The following is a 17,437-nucleotide window of genomic DNA, read 5'->3' on the forward strand; positions in this document are numbered from 1 at the left end:
GTAGAAGTAGTAACTGTATTAAAAGATTTATATAAATCTACAAATGAACCTGAAGTTCCAGAAGTAAAACCTGAAGTAAAACCTGAAGTAAAACCTGAAGTGAAACCTGAAGTAAAACCTGAAACTCCTGAAGTAAAACCTGAAACTCCAGAAGAGAAGCCTGATACATCAGATAAAAAAGAAATACCAGTTAGTGTAGAATCTTCAGAAAAAAATAATAAGGAAGATGATAAATCAATACCTAAAACAGGAGGAGTTAATTCTCTTGGAATAATAGGACTTGGATCTACTATTTTAACTTTAGGTGGATTATTAACATTCAAAAAGAAGAGGAAAAAATAAATAAAATCATTTATAAATTGATTAAGTAAAGATAGTTTTGCTGATTATATAAATTAGCAAAACTATCTTTTTGTAATTTATAATAAAGAAAAAAAGATAGTTTTCGATAAATATTTTAGAAGAGATTTTAATTATTAATATAGTATAAAGGAGGAAATAATTCTATGAATAAAAAAATTAATAGAATTATTATAGGGATATTTTTATTTTTAGGTGCTTTATATATTGGTGGTTCATTAAGCCAGTATGCAGTTGGAGATAGAAGTAAAGAATTTTTATTATTAATTACTGGGAGTATAATAATAACAAATTTAGTAGCTATTATAGAATATAAGAGAAATAAATTGAGTAAAACTATTTCGTGGATATATTCAATTATATATTGTATTATATACTCAATAACATTATTAACAACCAAAACTGTAGTAACATATGTAATTGCATTTGTTTATATAATCTCTATAATTTTATGTAAAAATGTAAAATTAATAAGATTTATGTGTACATGGTGTTCTATTACAATAGCAATATATGTATATATGTTAATTTCGCAAGGAAATACCAGTGAGTCTATTATAGTAATTGCAAGTGTTATTGGGTTTATACCTGTAAGTTTATTTGTAACAAGCAGTTTAAAAACTTCTGAGGAAATTACAGCAAAAACATTAGAGGAAATAAGTAATAAAAATTTACAACAACAACAATTAATAGATGATATGAAAAAAATAGTTGAAATATTATCAGAAAATTTTATATCACTAAATGAAATTATGAATGATTTTAATAATAGCAATGTAGAATTAAATAAATCATTTTTAGAAATAAAATCAAGTTCATCAAAAACTGTATTGGAAATAGAAGAGGAAAGTTCTTTAATAGAAGATATTAAAAATAAAATTGAAGATGCAACTAAAGCAAGTGAAAATGTAGAAGATTATTCAACGGATGCAGATAATGCTATTAATACAGGAATACAAAAGGTTAAAACATTACTAGAAACAAGTAAATTTGTTAATGAGAAAAACAATTTAGTAAATGAATCTATGAAAAATTTAGAAAATAAATTTTCTAATATAGCAAATATAACAGAAATTATATCTAGTATAGCAGAGCAAACCAATCTTTTATCTTTAAATGCATCAATAGAAGCTGCTAGAGTAGGAGAAGTAGGAAAAGGGTTTTCAGTTGTAGCAACAGAAATTAAGAAATTAGCAGAAGAAAGTAAGACTAATGCAGAAAATATAGAGCGTATCTTAGCAGAATTAAAGAATGAAACTCAGGTATCAGTTATGCAAGTTGAAAATTTATTAAAAGAAAGTATAAAACAACAAGAGTTGGTTTATGACACAAATGATGCATTTAACAAAATTCAAGATAATATGAATACTGTTAAAGGTGAAATAAATGTAGTAACCAATATGATGAGATTGGTATTAAATAATAGTGAAAAAGTATGTGATAGTATTTCAAATATTTCTATATTATCAAAAGAAACTATGGATAATTCAGAGTATACTGCTTCAATATCTAATAAAAATTCAGAAAAGTTAGAAGAAGTTAAAGAAATTTTTATGTCTCTAGAAAAGACTGTTAATGAAATAGAAAAATATATTTAGAATTAATAAAAGAAGCTTCCAATAAGTAATTATAGGGAGTTTCTTTTTTAAATTTAAATAAGCTTATGGTACTTAAGAGTATTGAAAATCTCATCTTTATCAAAAATAATTTAATTTTTGCAATTAAAGAGTCAATAGATAATATAATGAATAAATAGCAATAACAATGGAGGAACATATGGTACAACTAATGTTATGTTGTGGTTTGATACTTCTTATATGTATTACTTCTAGTAAGGTTTTATACAAGTTTGGAGTGCCTCTTCTTTTGATTTTTATATTTTTAGGCATGATATTTGGAATAATAGGAATTGACTTTAGTGACTTTCAACTAACTGGAGAAATTGCATCAATAGCTTTAGTTTTTATAATGTTTTATGGTGGTTTTGGAACTAATTGGAGTATGGCTAGACCAAAGGCAGTACCTTCTATTTTAATGTCTACTTTAGGAACTATCATAACTTTTTTTATTACAGGATTGTTTGTATATTTAATATTTAAAATATCTTTATTAGAATCTTTACTTATAGGTGCAGTGGTGAGTTCCACCGATGCAGCATCAGTTTTTACTATACTTAGATCACAAAAATTAAATTTGGAAGGTTCTTTAGCATCGCTTTTGGAAGTAGAAAGTGGTAGTAATGATCCAGTAGCTTATATGTTAACTTTGATTATTCTTACTATAATGGGGAACGGTACAGTAATGCAGCTTATACCAATGATAGTAAGTCAGATAGTTTTTGGAATTATTGTAGGAGCTGTGATAGCAATAGCTTCTATATATTTAATTAGGCATGCAAATTTTGAAATAGAAAGCTTTTACATTATTTTTATCATAGCTATAGCTATAATTTCATATTCATTGAGTGAATGGATGGGAGGGAATGGATATTTAAGTGTTTACATCAGTGGAATAATTATTGGTAATAGTAAGATACCTCATAAGAAGACTTTGGTACACTTTTTAGATGGTGTATCTTGGATTATGCAAATAATATTATTTTTTATTTTAGGACTTTTATCAAGTCCCATAGAACTACCTAAAGTAATAGGAAAGTCAGTGGTGATTTCTCTTGTTATAATTTTTATAGCAAGGCCAATATCAGTTTTTTTAGTGCTTAGAAGGTTTGAGTTTAATACTAGGGAAAAGCTATTTATATCATGGGTAGGTCTTAGAGGTGCAGCATCTATAGTTTTTTCCATATTTGCTTTAAATTATGAGGTTAATATAAATAATGATATATATCATATTATATTTTTTATTGCTTTGATGTCTGTTGGAGTTCAAGGAACTTTGATACCTATAATAGCAAGGCGTTTAGAACTTTTAGATAATAACAAACCTGTATTAAAGACATTTAATGATTATGTTGAAGAGAAAAATACAAAGGTTATGGAATTAAAAGTTGATGTGGGCTGTAATCTTATAAATAAAAGTATAATTGATGCTAATATTCCAGAAGAAATACTTATAGCTATGATAAAAAGAGAAGGTGAAATAATAATTCCTAAAGGATCTTCTATAATAAAGGAAGGCGATGTATTGGTGGCAGTTGGTAATTGTTTAGATGAGGACTTTTATAAAGTTATAAAGGCTAAATAGTAAATTTTTAAATAAAACAAAAAAAGAAGTTCAAAATTGAACTTCTTTTTGGTGCTGAAGACCGGAATCGAACCGGTACGGTATCGCTACCGCAGGATTTTAAGTCCTGTGCGTCTGCCTGTTCCGCCACTTCAGCAAGAACAATGTCAGTATAATATAAAAAGCTTATATGGTCAACACTTTTTTACAAAATAGTTATAAAAATTATTTATAGTATAAGTTTATATTATAATTTAATATGATAAAATTAATAAATAAAGTAAATAAGTAAAAGGGTGGTGATTAAAAGTATGAATATTATTTTTGAAGTTTTAAATAAATACTATGGATATACTTCATTTAAAGAAGGACAGTATGAAATAATAAGCAATATATTAAAAGGTAGAGATAGTTTTTGTATATTACCTACTGGGGGAGGAAAATCAATTTGTTATCAGATACCTGCAATGATATTTAAAGGAATAACAATAGTAGTATCACCACTTATATCATTGATGAAGGATCAGGTGGACAGTTTAAATGAAAATGGTATTGTAGCAGAGTATATTAATAGTACTCAAAGCTTAAATGATATAAATGACATAATAAAAAAATGTTATGAAGGAAAAGTTAAATTATTATACATAGCACCTGAAAGATTAGAAAATGATTTTTTTAAAAGAAAATTAAAAAATCTTAATATAAGTCAAATAGCTATAGATGAAGCTCATTGTGTATCAATGTGGGGACATGATTTTAGAAAAAGTTATAGAGAAATAGCACAGTTTATTAATGAATTTGATAAAAGACCAGTAATAACAGCATTTACTGCTACAGCTACAGAGGTGGTGAGAAAAGATGTGCTTGAATTATTAGGGCTTAGCAATCCTTATATTTATATTGGTGGTTTTGATAGGGAAAATTTAAATATACACTTATATATAGAAGAAGATAAGCTAGAATTTGTTAAAGATATAATTAGAGAAGAAGATAGCTCAGGAATAATATATTGTGTAACAAGAAAAGAAGTAGAAGGGCTCTATAATTACCTAAAAGATTTAGGCTATATAGTAGGAAAATATCATGGCGGTCTTAAAGATGAAGAAAAAGAATATTATCAAGAAGAATTTCTTAAGGAAAATATCAATTTAATGATAGCTACTAATGCATTTGGTATGGGAATTGATAAATCAAATGTAAGGTATGTTATACATTTTACCATGCCAAAGAATATAGAAAGTTATTATCAAGAAATAGGAAGAGCCGGACGTGATGGAGAAAATGCCAATTGCTATCTTTTATATAATAGAAGTGATGTGCGTACTTTAGAATATCTTATATATACGACATCGTCTTTAAATAGGAAAGAAATAGAGATAAGAAAGTTACAAGAAATGATAAATTTATGTGAAAGCAAAGGGTGCTTAAGGTATTTTATCTTAAACTATTTTGGTGAAAAAAATGCAAGGAATTATTGCAATAGCTGTAGCAATTGTTTAAAAGATGAAGAAATTCGTGATTATACCATAGAAGCACAAAAAATATTATCTTGTGTATATAGAAGCAGAGAAAAATATGGAATTGCTGTGTTGGTAGATGTTTTAAGAGGGATGACAGGACCTAAGATAGTTAATGATAAATTAAATCAGTTGACCACTTATGGAATAATGAAAGAGTACAGTAGCAGATTTATTAAGGATATAATAAAGACATTGATAGATTTTGGTTATGTGGATTTAAAAGAAGGTACATATTCTATGCTTAAGCTAAATAAGAAGTCATTGAAAATATTAAAATCTGAAATGAAGGTTTTATTTAAGCTAAATGAAAGCGAAGAAGAAGTAATGTTAAATAAAGATTTATTTAATGTGTTAAGGAATTGGAGAAAGGATAAAGCTCTTAAAGAAGGAATTAAGCCATATATAATATTTTCAGATGCTACTTTAATTCAAATAAGTAATATATTACCTAAGAATAAGGAAGAGCTTCTTGGTATAAGAGGAATGGGAGAAAAGAAATATGAAAAATTTGGAGAGGAACTATTAGATATAATAAATAATTATAAGTAGAAATCCATGTATGGCTCGCAACTAATATAGGTTGTGAGCCAATATTATAATATTACAAAAATTTTATATTAAATGTTTTTAATACTGTTGAAATAGGATTGAAAATACTATAGGAGGTGCTACTAGTAACGATATTACATATTTTGACACTAAAATCATTATTGGTCATAATATTACTCCTTATCATTTGTTAAAGAAAATAGCATAATATATACTACTAGGTTATTTTTAAAATTTGATATTAAATGAATAAATAATGGCATAAAAGGAAATAGTGGTAATTATAGAAAATAATATTAAGGAGTTAGTATGTTTAAAAAATTTTTAATAGGTATATTATTACTATGCATTAATCTTGTAGGTTGCTTAGAAAGTAAAGCAGTTAATTCTAACAATGTAGAGGAAAGCTATAAAAGTGAGAAATTAATAGAACTTTATGTACCAGATGATAATATTTCAAAATGGGTAGTTGAAGAGAAAAATGTAGATATTTCAGAATTAAAAAATGTTATTACAGCATTAAAAGATACTGAAAAATGTTGTATACCAAAAGAAACAGAAGTTAATTCAATAAAAATAGAGAATAAAATAGCATATGTAGATTTAAGCAAGGATTTTGATGATAGTCAAACAGGCTCTTCTGCAGCTGTTAAAGTAAAAATATATTCAATTGTAAATACATTATGTTTAAATGAATGTTTTAATGTGGATGGTGTAAAATTCCTTATTGATGGGAAGGAAGTGGAAACCATAGGTCCAATGGATGTAAGCCTTATAAAAACACCAAAACTAGAGCTTTAAAAAGTAAATAAGATAGTAGAAGTTAATTGTTACTACTATCTTATTTATTTTTTAATTAAACGCTGTTTGATTTTATTGATAAATAATAATTGGTGCAGGTTAAATCAAAGTAAGGATTTATCCATAAATAAGCCCATGGTTTGGCTACGTTTATATTTTATTTAATCTAAAAAGATAAAAAGAGTAATATATTACGTTTGGTAATTAATATATTAAAGTAAAGGGGGGAGTGCTTATGAACTTCAAAGAATTTATTCTAACAGATAGAGAAAGTAGAAATAAAGAAAAATTTGAAGGTACATTTATAGATTACTTAGAACTTGTGAAGGCTAATCCAGATATTGCACAGCTTTCTCATAAGAGATTATATGAAAGGATTATGAGTGAAGGTGTTGAGGTACTAAAGGGGGATGAGAATCCTAAAATAAGAAAAATCTATGGAAATGAAACTATAAAGAGATATGGATTTTTTAAAGATGATTTCTTTGGTATTGATAAAGTATTAATGAAATTGGTAAATTATCTTCATTCTGCATCAATGAAAGGTGAAGAGGCAAGGCAAGTATTATATTTAGTAGGACCTGTTGGTGCTGGTAAATCATCTTTGGTTGAAGCATTAAAATTAGCTTTAGTAAGCTGTGATCCTATTTATTCTATAAAAGGCTGTCCAATGCATGAAGAACCTTTACATCTTGTTCCTAATCATCTAAGAGGAAAATTTAATGAAATGTTAGGCACACAAATTGAAGGAGATTTATGCCCAGTATGTAAATATAGGCTTATTCATGAATTTAATGGGGAATATGAAAATGTTCCTGTTGAAAGAAAGAATTTTTCTATAAGATCAAGAAAAGGAATAGGTGTAGTGCCTCCAGTTGATCCTAATAATCAAGATACATCTATTTTAACAGGATCAATTGATATATCTAAGATGGATATGTATCCTGAAGACGATCCAAGGATATTCTCATTAAATGGTGCATTTAATGTAGGTAACAGAGGGTTGGTAGAATTTATTGAAGTGTTTAAAAATGATGTTGAATACTTACACACTATAATAACAGCTACTCAAGAAAAATCAATTCCATCACCAGGAAAAGGTTCAATGATTTATTTTGATGGACTTATTGTAGCTCACTCAAATGAAGCAGAATGGGAAAAGTTTAAATCAGATCATACTAATGAAGCTATATTAGATAGAATTGTAAAGATTGAAGTTCCATATTGCTTAGAGCTTGATGAAGAAGTGAAGATATATGAAAAGATATTGAAGAGAAGTAATTTTAAAGCTCATATAGCTCCACATACAATAGAAATAGCAGCAATGTTTGCTATACTTTCAAGATTATCTCCTTCAGCTAAAGTAGATCCTATGACAAAGTTAAAACTTTATAATGGTGAGGATATTGTGGAAAAAGGAACTACTAAGAGGATAGATATACAGGAATTAAGAGAAGAAGCTGGAAGTTATGAAGGTATGAAAGGTATCAGTACTAGATTTATTGTAAAAGCAATAGATAATGCCTTATCTATTTCAGAATATGATTGTATAAATCCATTAAGCATAATGGAGAGCATTATTAAATCTATTAAAGAGATGGATGCTTCAGCAGAAGATAAAAAGAGATATTTAGGATTTATTCAAGACACTATTAGAAAAGAATATAATAAGGTATTGGAAAAGGAAATAACAAAGGCCTTTATACATTCATTTAGAGAACAAGCTGAAAGCCTATTTAATAATTATATAGATAATGCAGAAGCATTTGTAAATAAGACTAAGATAAAGGATTGTTCAACAGGAGAAGAATTAAATCCAGATGAAGACTTCATGAGAAATATAGAAGAACAAATAGGTGTATCTGAAGCATCTAGCAAGGGATTTAGAGCAGATGTTACATCTTATATGTTCTACTTAGTAAGAAATGGCATGAAAATAGATTATACTTCATATGAACCATTAAAAGAAGCCATTGAAAAGAAGCTTATGGCATCAGTAAAAGATTTGTCTAGAATAATAACTAAGACAAGAGTAAGAGATAAGGAGCAAAATGAAAAGTATGATGCTATGGTTGAAGAAATGAAGAACAATGGATATTGTCTACACTGTTGTGACGTCATATTAAAATATGCAGCAAACAATTTGTGGAAGGATTGATAAAGATGGCTATCTTTCGAGATAATAGTGAAAATCCAGTAGAACACGATAGAAGCATTGAAGATAGAAGACGTCATAGACAATTAGTTGAAAAATCTATCAAAGAAAATTTAGGTGATATCCTTTCTGAAGAAAGTATTGTAGGGGAAACGAAAAATAAAAAATTTAAGATTCCCATTAGAGGGATAAAGGAATATCAATTTGTATTTGGAAACAACAATAAAGGTGTTGCTACTGGTACAGGAGAAGAAAAAAGAGGAGACAAGATAGGTTCGGCAGAAAGTATTGGAAAAAAAGGTAAGAAAGGTGCTGGAAACAGTGAAGGTGATGATGTTTATGAAACTGAAATCACCTTGGAAGAATTAATGGACTATATAGTGGAAGACTTGGAACTTCCAAATTTAGATAGAAAGAAATATTCACAGATTCTTTCTGAAAGCGCCAGCAGAAAAAGAGGATATGCAAGACATGGTATTAATCCAAGACTTGCTAAAAAGAAGACTGTTATAGCTAAAACAGCTAGAAAGCAAGGTAAAAAGAGAGCTTTAGCAGAAGCAGGCTTAGATCAGGATATAGATAGATTTCCTTTTAGAGAAGATGACCTTAGATATTATAGAGTAAAAATGAAACCAAAGAAAGAAAGCAATGCTGTGATGATATTTATCATGGATGTATCAGGCTCTATGGATAGTACTAAGAAATATCTAGCAAGATCATTTTTCTTTGTATTATCTAGGTTTATAAAGAGAAAATATAATAATATAGCTTTTGAATTTGTATCTCATACAACAATAGCCAAGCTGGTAAATGAATATGAATTTTTCCATAAAGCTGAATCAGGTGGAACATATATATCCAGCGGACTTAATGTAGCTTTAGACTTGATTAAGGAAAAATATCCTCCAGAAATGTGGAATATATATCCTGTATATGCTAGTGATGGTGACAATTGGTCAGAAGATAATGAAAGGGCAATAACAGCACTTAAAGAACTTTGTGAAGTGAGCAATATGGTGGGCTATGCTGAATTGCTTCCTTCAACCTATTCAACTACAATGTACTATAGGTTTAGTAAAGAAGTAACCAATAAAAATTTCATTTCTGTGGTGGTAAAAGAAAAGAAAAATTTATGGGATGCATTGAAATTGATGTTAAGTAAAGAGCTTAGGGAGGAGTAGCCATGGAATATACAGTGAGAGAATTAGAAAAATGGAATAAGATTATAGAACAAAAGGCTACGGAGCTTGGACTTGATTATTATCCTCAAGAATTTGAGATAATAGGATTTAATGAAATGATAGGGTATGAAGCTTATGTTGGTATGCCTTCTAGATATCCTCACTGGAGTTATGGTAAGGCATATGAAAAGAATAAGACTTTATATTCATTTAATTTAACAGGTCTACCTTATGAAATGGTTATAAACTCAGATCCATGTTTAGGTTATTTAATGAGGGAAAATACCTTGTTATTACAAATATTGACCATGGCTCATGTGTATGGTCACAATGATTTTTTTAAGAATAATAGACTATTTAGAGAAGGGACTAAAGCTTATTATACCATTGAAATGTTTAAGCTTGATGCAGATATAATCAGAGATTATATTAATGATCCTAATATAGGATATGATAAGGTTGAAAAGATTCTTGATGCAGCTCATGCTTTGAGATTTCAAATACCAAGAGTTGTAGGTGTAAAGGAACTCACTCAGGAACAAATAAAAAAAGCCTTAATTGATGAGTATAATAGCAAAGTGGATAATAAGGGAGCCTTTGATGAAAAAGAGGAAATTATTCTTCCTAACTTGAATAAGATACCTTTAGAGCCTTGTGATGATGTCATGGGCTTTATAATTAAATATTCTTCCCTAGAAGACTGGGAAAAGAATATATTAAAGATAGTTAAGAGAGAAAGCGAATATTTCTTGCCACAAATAGAAACTAAGATAATGAATGAAGGCTGGGCAAGCTATTGGCATTATACTATATTAAATGAGCTTAAATTAGAGTCAGGTTTACACTTTGAGTTTATTAAGCGGCACAATGATGTTATAGCACCTATTTTAGGAGGCTTAAATCCTTACTATATAGGTTTTAGAGTGTTCCAAGACATTGAAAAGCGATATGGACGAGAAAAGATGTTTGAAGTGAGATATTTAGAAAGAGATAATTCTTTTTTAAGAAAATATTTAACACAAGATTTATGTGAGGAATTAAACTTATTCCAATATGCTAAGAAAAATTTTGAATTTGTGGTAGAAGAGGTATCTGATGAAGATGGATGGAAGAGTATAAGAGATACTATATCAGATACTTGTGGAGTAGGGGGAATACCGTATATCAGAATAGTTGATTTTAACAGAAATGATGGTACTCTTACTTTAGAGCATGTATATGATGGACGAGAACTAGAACTATTATATGCAAAAGAAACCATAAAATATCTATTTGATTTATGGGGTCATAAGATAGTTTTAAAAACAAAAACAAAGGAAGGTAGGCAAATAGAATTAACTTGTGATAATGAACGAAAGGTTATAGTAAATTAATAAACAGGCTGTGTCAACGATTTTGATGCAGCCTGTTTATTTATAAAGAAAAAGTAACTAGAAAAATGTATTTGTATCGAAAATAAAAGCAACGAATATTTTATTTAATGAATAATTTTATAAATAATAAGGAGAGAGTTAAATGAAATATAAGGAAATGATGAAGAGTTATTATGGAGAAGTATACAATATATCTGAATTATTAAAGAAGGTAACAGACTCATATAGGCTACTAATTGCTGGAGCAGCAGAACTAAACAATATTCCTGAGGCTAAATCCAGTTATGTTAAAGATGCTGTAAAAAGAGCAGATAAATTAGGAGAAACTATAGATCATTTAATAACTCTTCTTGATAAGTGTGGTGAATCTTATTTTCAATATTGTTCAGTTTTAGGAAATTATATCATGAATAAAAGCACTCAAAAGGATATTTTAACTGAAATAGATGATGAATTGTTATATGATAATTCTTCTAATATAGGACAGGTTAAAAATAGGGAGGATAATTTTGTTAATTTTGATGACGATGATAATTAATTAAAGAGTATATTAAACTAAAAAATAAAAAAGAATTCAGCAATTTGAATTCTTTTTTATTTTAATTATGTTATAAAACTAAAATTTCTTTAATTTTAAATTACTGACCATTAAATATGAACCAATAAGCATCAATATTACTAGTAATGTTGGTGCAATAGTATATTTAAATGATAATAATGCCAAAATAGCTATAAAGCATCCTACAACAGTAATTGGAACGCCTGTAAATACTCCATCAAAGGAAACAGCATTATATCTAGCCAATCTGTATGCACCACATATTGGGAAAAGTAATAAAATAATAATTCCTATGATTCCAAATGGGCCATATGAGTTTAAGTCAAATAATAAAAATACAAGAATTGATGGTGCTACACCAAAGGATACTAGATCTGCTAGAGAATCCAATTCTTTTCCTAAATCACTGCTTACTTGCAGAAAACGAGCGATTCTTCCATCATATCTATCAACTAAAGCAGCGGCAATAATAAAGATACTAGCGAGTCTGTAATTCCCATTATGGGTTTCTATAATTGATAATATTCCAAAAGATAGATTAATAAAGGTAAATATATTAGGAACACAGCTTTTTCTCATTTTAATCACTCCTAAATAATTTCTATGTCAAAATATAATTATAGCACAAAAGTATTCACAATTTAATACTGAAAATATATGTATTATAAAATATAGATTGCAAAAAGCAATATATTTACAAGTTATTTATTTTATAAGTATAGAAATCGTGATATAATTTAAAAATAATGGTAGTAGGAGAGATAGTGTTATGAAAGTAAAGTTTATTTATAATCCATATTCAGGTGAAAATCTTATATTATCAAAATTAGATAAAGTTATAAGCCTTCATCAAGAGGCTGGATATACGGTAGTTCCATATAGAATCACAGCTGGAGAAGATGTAGGAGTGGCCTTAAGTGATATAAAAGATGGAAATTATAAATACATATTAATAGCTGGTGGAGATGGGACTGTTGATTCAGTTGTTAATGCTATGGCCAAGAGTGGTATATCATTACCAATAGGTATATTACCGGTTGGAACAGCCAATGATTTTTCTAAGTTTTTAGGGATGTCTTCTGATGTAGAAGAAGCATGTAAACAGATATTATCTTCAGAAGTCAAATCAGTAGATTTAGGAAGTATTAATGATAAGTATTTTGTAAATGTTGCTAGTACAGGATTATTTACTGATGTTTCTCAAAAGACAGATGTAAATTTAAAAAATACTATAGGTAAATTAGCATATTATCTAAAAGGGTTAGAAGAGTTACCTAATTTTAGAAAGCTTCATGTAAATATTTCATCAAAAGAAGTAGAGTTTGAAGGCGAAATGTATTTATTATTAGTATTCAATGGGGCTACGGCAGGGAATTTTAATCTGGCTATGAGAGCAGATGCTTGTGATGGTTTATTGGATATAATAATGTTTAAGGCTGTGCAGATATATGAGCTTTTACCTTTATTTATTAAGGTTCTTAAAGGTGAACACCTAGATTCAAATAAGGTGTTATATTTTAAGACAGATTATTTAAAGGTTGAATGTCATGAAGATATAGTTACTGATATTGATGGAGAAAAGGGACCAGATTTCCCATTAGAAATTAAATGTATAAAAGGTGGACTGAAAATTTTAGGTGTTAAGTAATTATATGTAGAATAAAATATAAAAAAAAATAATAGTTATAAATAACAGTAATTATGGAAGGAAATAAATGTGAAGGCTTTTTATTATTTATGTCTTTTGTTATTTATAATTACTATAATATTTTATTTAATTATGAAAGCAAGAAAAAGATGTCCAGTTAAGGTTAGGAAATACTATATTATTACTTTAACTATTTTATTACTGAGAAACATTACGTTACTATTGTTATCTTTAATTGAAAAGCAGGAAATAATGTATTTTTTAAAGCCCATGTCAATGATGGATATAATTACAATTCCGTTATTATCAATGGGGGCATTATATATATTTTTAAGAAATGAAAGGATGAGGTTTGATTATAATTTTATCTTGATGATATCAATGATAGGAATATATTGTTTCTTGATATCCTTTTATAGATTAAAGAGCTATATTGATGCTGAATTTGGCTACGTAGTTATTTTTAAAGATACGATGATTCCAAGCCTTATATATTTAATTGTTATGGCCATGGTTACAGTTATATCCTTAATAAATATAGATAAGCCATACAGTAATACTTTAGGTATGAAGCTTTTGACTTTTTCAAGTGTAGTATTTGTTATAGAGTATATATTGTTCTTAGGGGGAATAAAGATATTTCCTTATCCTTTTATTGGTGAAATTAGTTTATTAATAGTAGTATTACAATCTATAGATACTTTTAATTAGTTTAACCATTAGGAAGAATTTTTCATAAGTAAAAAGGAAAAAATAGTTGCCTTTTAAAATTAGTGTAATATAATATAAGTATATGAAAAATGCCCTTTTATGGGCTTTTTTGATGTGTATAAAAATGAGTTTTTAAATAATGGTGGTGAATTTAAATGGAGGGTGTCCCTCAGAGGAATAATTTTAGAAAATTGAATAGGGATTATTAGAGGGAATGCTATTTATTAAATAAGCTCCTCTGATAATATAGGAGGAAGCTTTATGAAGAAAATGTCAGTATTTTTATTTACAAATATTTTAGGTAAAAAAATATATGATGAATTTGATGATGTTTTAGGTGAGTTAAAGGATATCTATGTAACTACAGATGAAGGATATCCAAGAGTAATAGGCTATAAAGTTAAGAAGGATGGGTCTACTTTTCACTATGAATTTAGAAACATTAATTTTTATGCTTCTGATAATAAGGTAAAGATACTTACTAGAGGAAGTAAAGAAATTTTACCTAGAACGTACTCATATCTATTATCTGAAAATCTATTAGATAAGAAAATAGTGGATATAAATGGAAAGCAAGTGGTAAGAGTTGATGATTTAAGGCTTGCTGAAATTGCAGGAGAATATAGGGTAATAGCTGTTGAAACAGGACCATTAGCTAAATTTAGAAGAATGGGATGCCAAGGCGTAGGAAAATTTATTTATAAAGTTATCAATAAAGATTATGAAGATAGAGTTCTTATGTGGGATGATGTTGAATCATTGGAAATGATAAACAATAACTTAAAGATAGCTGTTCCTTATAAGAAATTATCAACGCTACATCCAGCAGATTTAGCAGATATTTTAGAAGAGCTTGATGATAGTTCAAGAAAGCTTGTATTTGAATCATTGGATGAAGACCTTGCAGCAGATACTTTAGAGGAAATTGAACCAGAGTATAAAGGGAGCATAATTAAAGATCTTAGTGAAGAAAAGGCTGCAGAAGTTCTTGAAAATATGCCTAATGATGAAATAGCTGATATTTTAGATGATTTAGATGATGATGAAAGAGAAAAGATATTAGTTAACTTAGAAACTGAAGATGCTAAGGAAGTTAAAGAACTTTTACAATATGAAGATGAAACTGTAGGAAGTATTATGAGTAAAGATTTTATATCTTTTAATTTAGATATAACTATAGGTGAAATAATAGAAATATTAAGAGAAACAGAATATGAAGATGATGAATTTAATAGTATATTCATCAAAGATGAAAAAGAAGAAGTCATAGGAGTTGTTTCATTAAAGGATTTAATTTTAACTAAACCTGAAACAAAGGTTAAGGAAATTATGAATGAAAAGACTAACGCTTTAAGATATGACTTAGATATAGATGAGGCAATAGAAAAATGTGCAAAATATGATTTAATGTCTATTCCGGTGGTAGATGAACATGAAGTGCTTATAGGTGTTGTGAATACTCATGATTTAATTGATGAGATATTATATCCTATTTGGAAGAGAAAAAATAAATAGATTTCATTGACATTTAAAAGCAAAGTCATATAATAATATATAAAGGATAGTTAAATAGTCGGAATTAAAACGATGAAAAAGAAAAGTAGTATAGATGATGGTTTAAGAGAGAAGAGGGGGCTGGAATCTCTTCACCTATAGTTTATATGAAGTGCACTTTGGAGTTTAAATCTGAAATATAAGTAAGATTCTACGGTAATCGTCCGTTATAGCGAAAGGGTATTATTTGTACCTGTATTTGAGTTGGAATTTATTGATTTAAAATTCAATTAGAGTGGAACCGCGATTATTACTTCGTCTCTAAGTTTAGAGACGAAGTTTTTTATATTTAAAGGAGGAAATAGTATGATTTATAACAATGTTTTAGAACTAGTAGGAAAGACACCAGTGCTAAAGTTAAATAATTTCAATGTAGAAAATGCAGCGGAAGTGTTTGTGAAATTAGAAAAGTATAATCCAGGCGGTAGTGTTAAAGATAGAGCAGCACTTGGTATGATTGAAGCTGCAGAAAGAGATGGGTTGTTAAAAGAAGGATCAGTAATAGTGGAACCTACAAGTGGTAATACTGGTATAGCATTAGCTATGATTGGTAAGTTGAAAGGGTATAAGGTGATAATAGTTATGCCAGATACAATGAGCAAGGAAAGAAGAGACTTAATAAGTGCTTATGGTGCTGAGTTAGTTCTTACTGAAGGCATAAGGGGAATGAAGGGTGCCATTGAAAAAGCAGAAGAAATGGTAGAAAAGTACGGATACTTTATGCCACAGCAATTTGAGAATTTTGCTAATTCATTAAAGCATTATGAAACAACAGCAAATGAAATATATGAAGATATAAAGGATTTAGATGTATTTGTAGCAGGTGTAGGAACAGGTGGAACTGTATCAGGTATAGCAAAGAGATTAAAAGAGCTAAATCCACATATAAAAGTAGTGGCTGTAGAGCCAAAAAGTTCACCGGTTATATCAGGAGGGAATCCAGGAGCTCATAAAATACAGGGTATTGGAGCAGGATTTATACCGGGGATTTATGAAGGAAAATATATCGATGAAGTGATGACTGTTGATGATAATGACGCCATAAGAACTGCTGTAGAGTTTGCAGAAAAAGAAAGTGTTCTAATTGGTATATCATCAGGAGCAGCAGTATATGCAGCTATGGAAATAGCTAAGAGAGAAGGTGAAGGCAAGAAGGTATTAGCCATTGCTCCAGATGGAGGAGAAAAATATATATCAATGGGAATATACGGATAAGTAAAAAATAAGCAGCATATACTTCTAAAAAGGAGAATGAGAAGAAATGTTTGATAATTTAAAGTTTAAACAGGATTATGGAAAATGATCCTGCTGCTAGAAGTAAGATAGAAGTTTTTTTAGTATATCCTTCGGTTCATGCATTAATTGCTTATAGAATTGCACATTTTTTGTATAATAAAAAACTATTTTTACTAGCTAGAATAGTATCTCAATTGTCAAGGTTCTTTACAGGGATTGAAATACATCCTGGTGCAATTATTGGAAAAGGTCTTTTTATAGATCATGGAATGGGTGTTGTTATTGGGGAAACCACAGAGATTGGTGATGATGTAACTTTATATCATGGAGTTACTTTAGGGGGTACTGGTAAAGATAAAGGTAAGAGGCATCCAACGGTGGGAAATAAAGTTGTAATAGGTGCAGGAGCTAAAGTATTAGGACCTATCAATATAGGAGATAATAGTAAGGTAGGCTCTAATTCGGTGGTTTTAAAAGATGTTCCGGCAGGTGCTACAGCAGTAGGCATTCCAGCTAGAAATATTGTAAAGGCTAGTGAAAGTCATGCAATTATAGATATAAGCCAGCGTAACGTAATAAAAGGAAAAATATATAATTTATGGTGATTTAG

The 17,437-nt window shown here is 28.7% G+C and carries 15 protein-coding genes, 1 tRNA gene and 1 other annotated feature; of the genes, 14 read left to right on the forward strand and 2 right to left on the reverse strand.

Translation table 11 applies throughout. The features are described from left to right. From BHW04_RS02430 to BHW04_RS02440, 3 genes are all read left to right on the forward strand, one after another. The coding region (locus BHW04_RS02430) for an LPXTG cell wall anchor domain-containing protein (RefSeq protein ID WP_302698744.1) at nucleotides 1–342 on the forward strand (342 nt) is incomplete at its 5' end. 164 nt (nucleotides 343–506) lie between these two features. Next, nucleotides 507–1,958, forward strand: a complete 1,452-nt coding sequence (locus BHW04_RS02435) for a methyl-accepting chemotaxis protein (protein WP_302698746.1) — start codon at nucleotides 507–509, stop codon at nucleotides 1,956–1,958. A gap of 178 nt (nucleotides 1,959–2,136) precedes the next feature. Beyond that, entirely contained in the window at nucleotides 2,137–3,561 is a 1,425-nt protein-coding gene (locus tag BHW04_RS02440) for a potassium/proton antiporter (protein WP_022211015.1), read from the forward strand. A gap of 49 nt (nucleotides 3,562–3,610) precedes the next feature. Here BHW04_RS02440 and BHW04_RS02445 read toward each other — a convergent pair. Further along, a tRNA-Leu gene (locus BHW04_RS02445) sits at nucleotides 3,611–3,697 on the reverse strand. Between the two features lie 145 nt (nucleotides 3,698–3,842). Here BHW04_RS02445 and recQ point away from each other — a divergent pair. The 6 genes from recQ to BHW04_RS02475 all read left to right on the forward strand — a co-directional run bounded on the left by recQ (nucleotide 3,843) and on the right by BHW04_RS02475 (nucleotide 11,657). Then, complete coding sequence (recQ, locus tag BHW04_RS02450) at nucleotides 3,843–5,609, forward strand: DNA helicase RecQ (protein WP_370545588.1); 1,767 nt, start codon at nucleotides 3,843–3,845, stop codon at nucleotides 5,607–5,609. A 309-nt stretch (nucleotides 5,610–5,918) separates the two neighbouring features. Next, complete coding sequence (locus BHW04_RS02455) at nucleotides 5,919–6,410, forward strand: GerMN domain-containing protein (protein WP_022211017.1); 492 nt, start codon at nucleotides 5,919–5,921, stop codon at nucleotides 6,408–6,410. Nucleotides 6,411–6,645: 235 nt separating this feature from the next. After that, the gene (locus BHW04_RS02460; RefSeq protein ID WP_302698749.1) at nucleotides 6,646–8,568 is read left to right on the forward strand and encodes a PrkA family serine protein kinase; all 1,923 of its coding nucleotides are present in this window, start codon (nucleotides 6,646–6,648) and stop codon (nucleotides 8,566–8,568) included. A gap of 5 nt (nucleotides 8,569–8,573) precedes the next feature. Further along, nucleotides 8,574–9,746, forward strand: coding sequence for a sporulation protein YhbH (gene yhbH, locus BHW04_RS02465; RefSeq protein ID WP_302698751.1), 1,173 nt, complete (start codon nucleotides 8,574–8,576; stop codon nucleotides 9,744–9,746). 2 nt (nucleotides 9,747–9,748) lie between these two features. Beyond that, the gene (locus BHW04_RS02470) at nucleotides 9,749–11,119 is read left to right on the forward strand and encodes a SpoVR family protein (protein WP_022211020.1); all 1,371 of its coding nucleotides are present in this window, start codon (nucleotides 9,749–9,751) and stop codon (nucleotides 11,117–11,119) included. A gap of 142 nt (nucleotides 11,120–11,261) precedes the next feature. After that, entirely contained in the window at nucleotides 11,262–11,657 is a 396-nt protein-coding gene (locus tag BHW04_RS02475; protein WP_022211021.1) for a hypothetical protein, read from the forward strand. Between the two features lie 78 nt (nucleotides 11,658–11,735). Here BHW04_RS02475 and pssA read toward each other — a convergent pair whose 3' ends face one another. After that, nucleotides 11,736–12,257, reverse strand: a complete 522-nt coding sequence (pssA, locus tag BHW04_RS02480) for a CDP-diacylglycerol--serine O-phosphatidyltransferase (protein ID WP_022211022.1) — start codon at nucleotides 12,255–12,257, stop codon at nucleotides 11,736–11,738. A 190-nt stretch (nucleotides 12,258–12,447) separates the two neighbouring features. Between pssA and BHW04_RS02485 the strand changes: the two genes are divergently transcribed. From BHW04_RS02485 to epsC, 5 genes are all read left to right on the forward strand, one after another. Then, complete coding sequence (locus BHW04_RS02485) at nucleotides 12,448–13,326, forward strand: YegS/Rv2252/BmrU family lipid kinase (protein WP_022211023.1); 879 nt, start codon at nucleotides 12,448–12,450, stop codon at nucleotides 13,324–13,326. A gap of 252 nt (nucleotides 13,327–13,578) precedes the next feature. Then, complete coding sequence (locus tag BHW04_RS02490) at nucleotides 13,579–14,037, forward strand: hypothetical protein (RefSeq protein ID WP_302698753.1); 459 nt, start codon at nucleotides 13,579–13,581, stop codon at nucleotides 14,035–14,037. A 261-nt stretch (nucleotides 14,038–14,298) separates the two neighbouring features. Next, nucleotides 14,299–15,552: a magnesium transporter MgtE N-terminal domain-containing protein gene (locus BHW04_RS02495; RefSeq protein ID WP_022211025.1), complete on the forward strand. Its 1,254-nt coding sequence runs from the start codon at nucleotides 14,299–14,301 to the stop codon at nucleotides 15,550–15,552. 63 nt (nucleotides 15,553–15,615) lie between these two features. Further along, nucleotides 15,616–15,857 (forward strand) — a binding site (T-box leader). A 40-nt stretch (nucleotides 15,858–15,897) separates the two neighbouring features. Then, entirely contained in the window at nucleotides 15,898–16,806 is a 909-nt protein-coding gene (gene cysK, locus BHW04_RS02500; RefSeq protein WP_022211026.1) for a cysteine synthase A, read from the forward strand. Between the two features lie 77 nt (nucleotides 16,807–16,883). Further along, nucleotides 16,884–17,432, forward strand: a complete 549-nt coding sequence (epsC, locus tag BHW04_RS02505; protein ID WP_302698755.1) for a serine O-acetyltransferase EpsC — start codon at nucleotides 16,884–16,886, stop codon at nucleotides 17,430–17,432. The last annotated feature ends 5 nt before the right edge of the window (nucleotides 17,433–17,437 follow it).

This window comes from Clostridium sp. 29_15 (assembly GCF_001916075.1).
GTDB lineage: Bacteria > Bacillota > Clostridia > Clostridiales > Clostridiaceae > Clostridium > Clostridium lentum.

What these genes read in the sequence shown, in the direction of transcription:
- BHW04_RS02455 (WP_022211017.1), top strand. Translation starts at nt 5,919, where the DNA reads ATGTTTAAAAAATTTTTAATAGGTATATTATTACTATGCATTAATCTT.
- BHW04_RS02490 (WP_302698753.1), top strand. Translation starts at nt 13,579, where the DNA reads ATGTATTTTTTAAAGCCCATGTCAATGATGGATATAATTACAATTCCG.
- cysK (WP_022211026.1), top strand. Translation starts at nt 15,898, where the DNA reads ATGATTTATAACAATGTTTTAGAACTAGTAGGAAAGACACCAGTGCTA.
- yhbH (WP_302698751.1), top strand. Translation starts at nt 8,574, where the DNA reads ATGGCTATCTTTCGAGATAATAGTGAAAATCCAGTAGAACACGATAGA.
- BHW04_RS02460 (WP_302698749.1), top strand. Translation starts at nt 6,646, where the DNA reads ATGAACTTCAAAGAATTTATTCTAACAGATAGAGAAAGTAGAAATAAA.
- pssA (WP_022211022.1), bottom strand. Translation starts at nt 12,257, where the DNA reads ATGAGAAAAAGCTGTGTTCCTAATATATTTACCTTTATTAATCTATCT.
- BHW04_RS02475 (WP_022211021.1), top strand. Translation starts at nt 11,262, where the DNA reads ATGAAATATAAGGAAATGATGAAGAGTTATTATGGAGAAGTATACAAT.
- BHW04_RS02470 (WP_022211020.1), top strand. Translation starts at nt 9,749, where the DNA reads ATGGAATATACAGTGAGAGAATTAGAAAAATGGAATAAGATTATAGAA.
- BHW04_RS02495 (WP_022211025.1), top strand. Translation starts at nt 14,299, where the DNA reads ATGAAGAAAATGTCAGTATTTTTATTTACAAATATTTTAGGTAAAAAA.
- epsC (WP_302698755.1), top strand. Translation starts at nt 16,884, where the DNA reads ATGGAAAATGATCCTGCTGCTAGAAGTAAGATAGAAGTTTTTTTAGTA.
- BHW04_RS02440 (WP_022211015.1), top strand. Translation starts at nt 2,137, where the DNA reads ATGGTACAACTAATGTTATGTTGTGGTTTGATACTTCTTATATGTATT.
- BHW04_RS02485 (WP_022211023.1), top strand. Translation starts at nt 12,448, where the DNA reads ATGAAAGTAAAGTTTATTTATAATCCATATTCAGGTGAAAATCTTATA.
- BHW04_RS02435 (WP_302698746.1), top strand. Translation starts at nt 507, where the DNA reads ATGAATAAAAAAATTAATAGAATTATTATAGGGATATTTTTATTTTTA.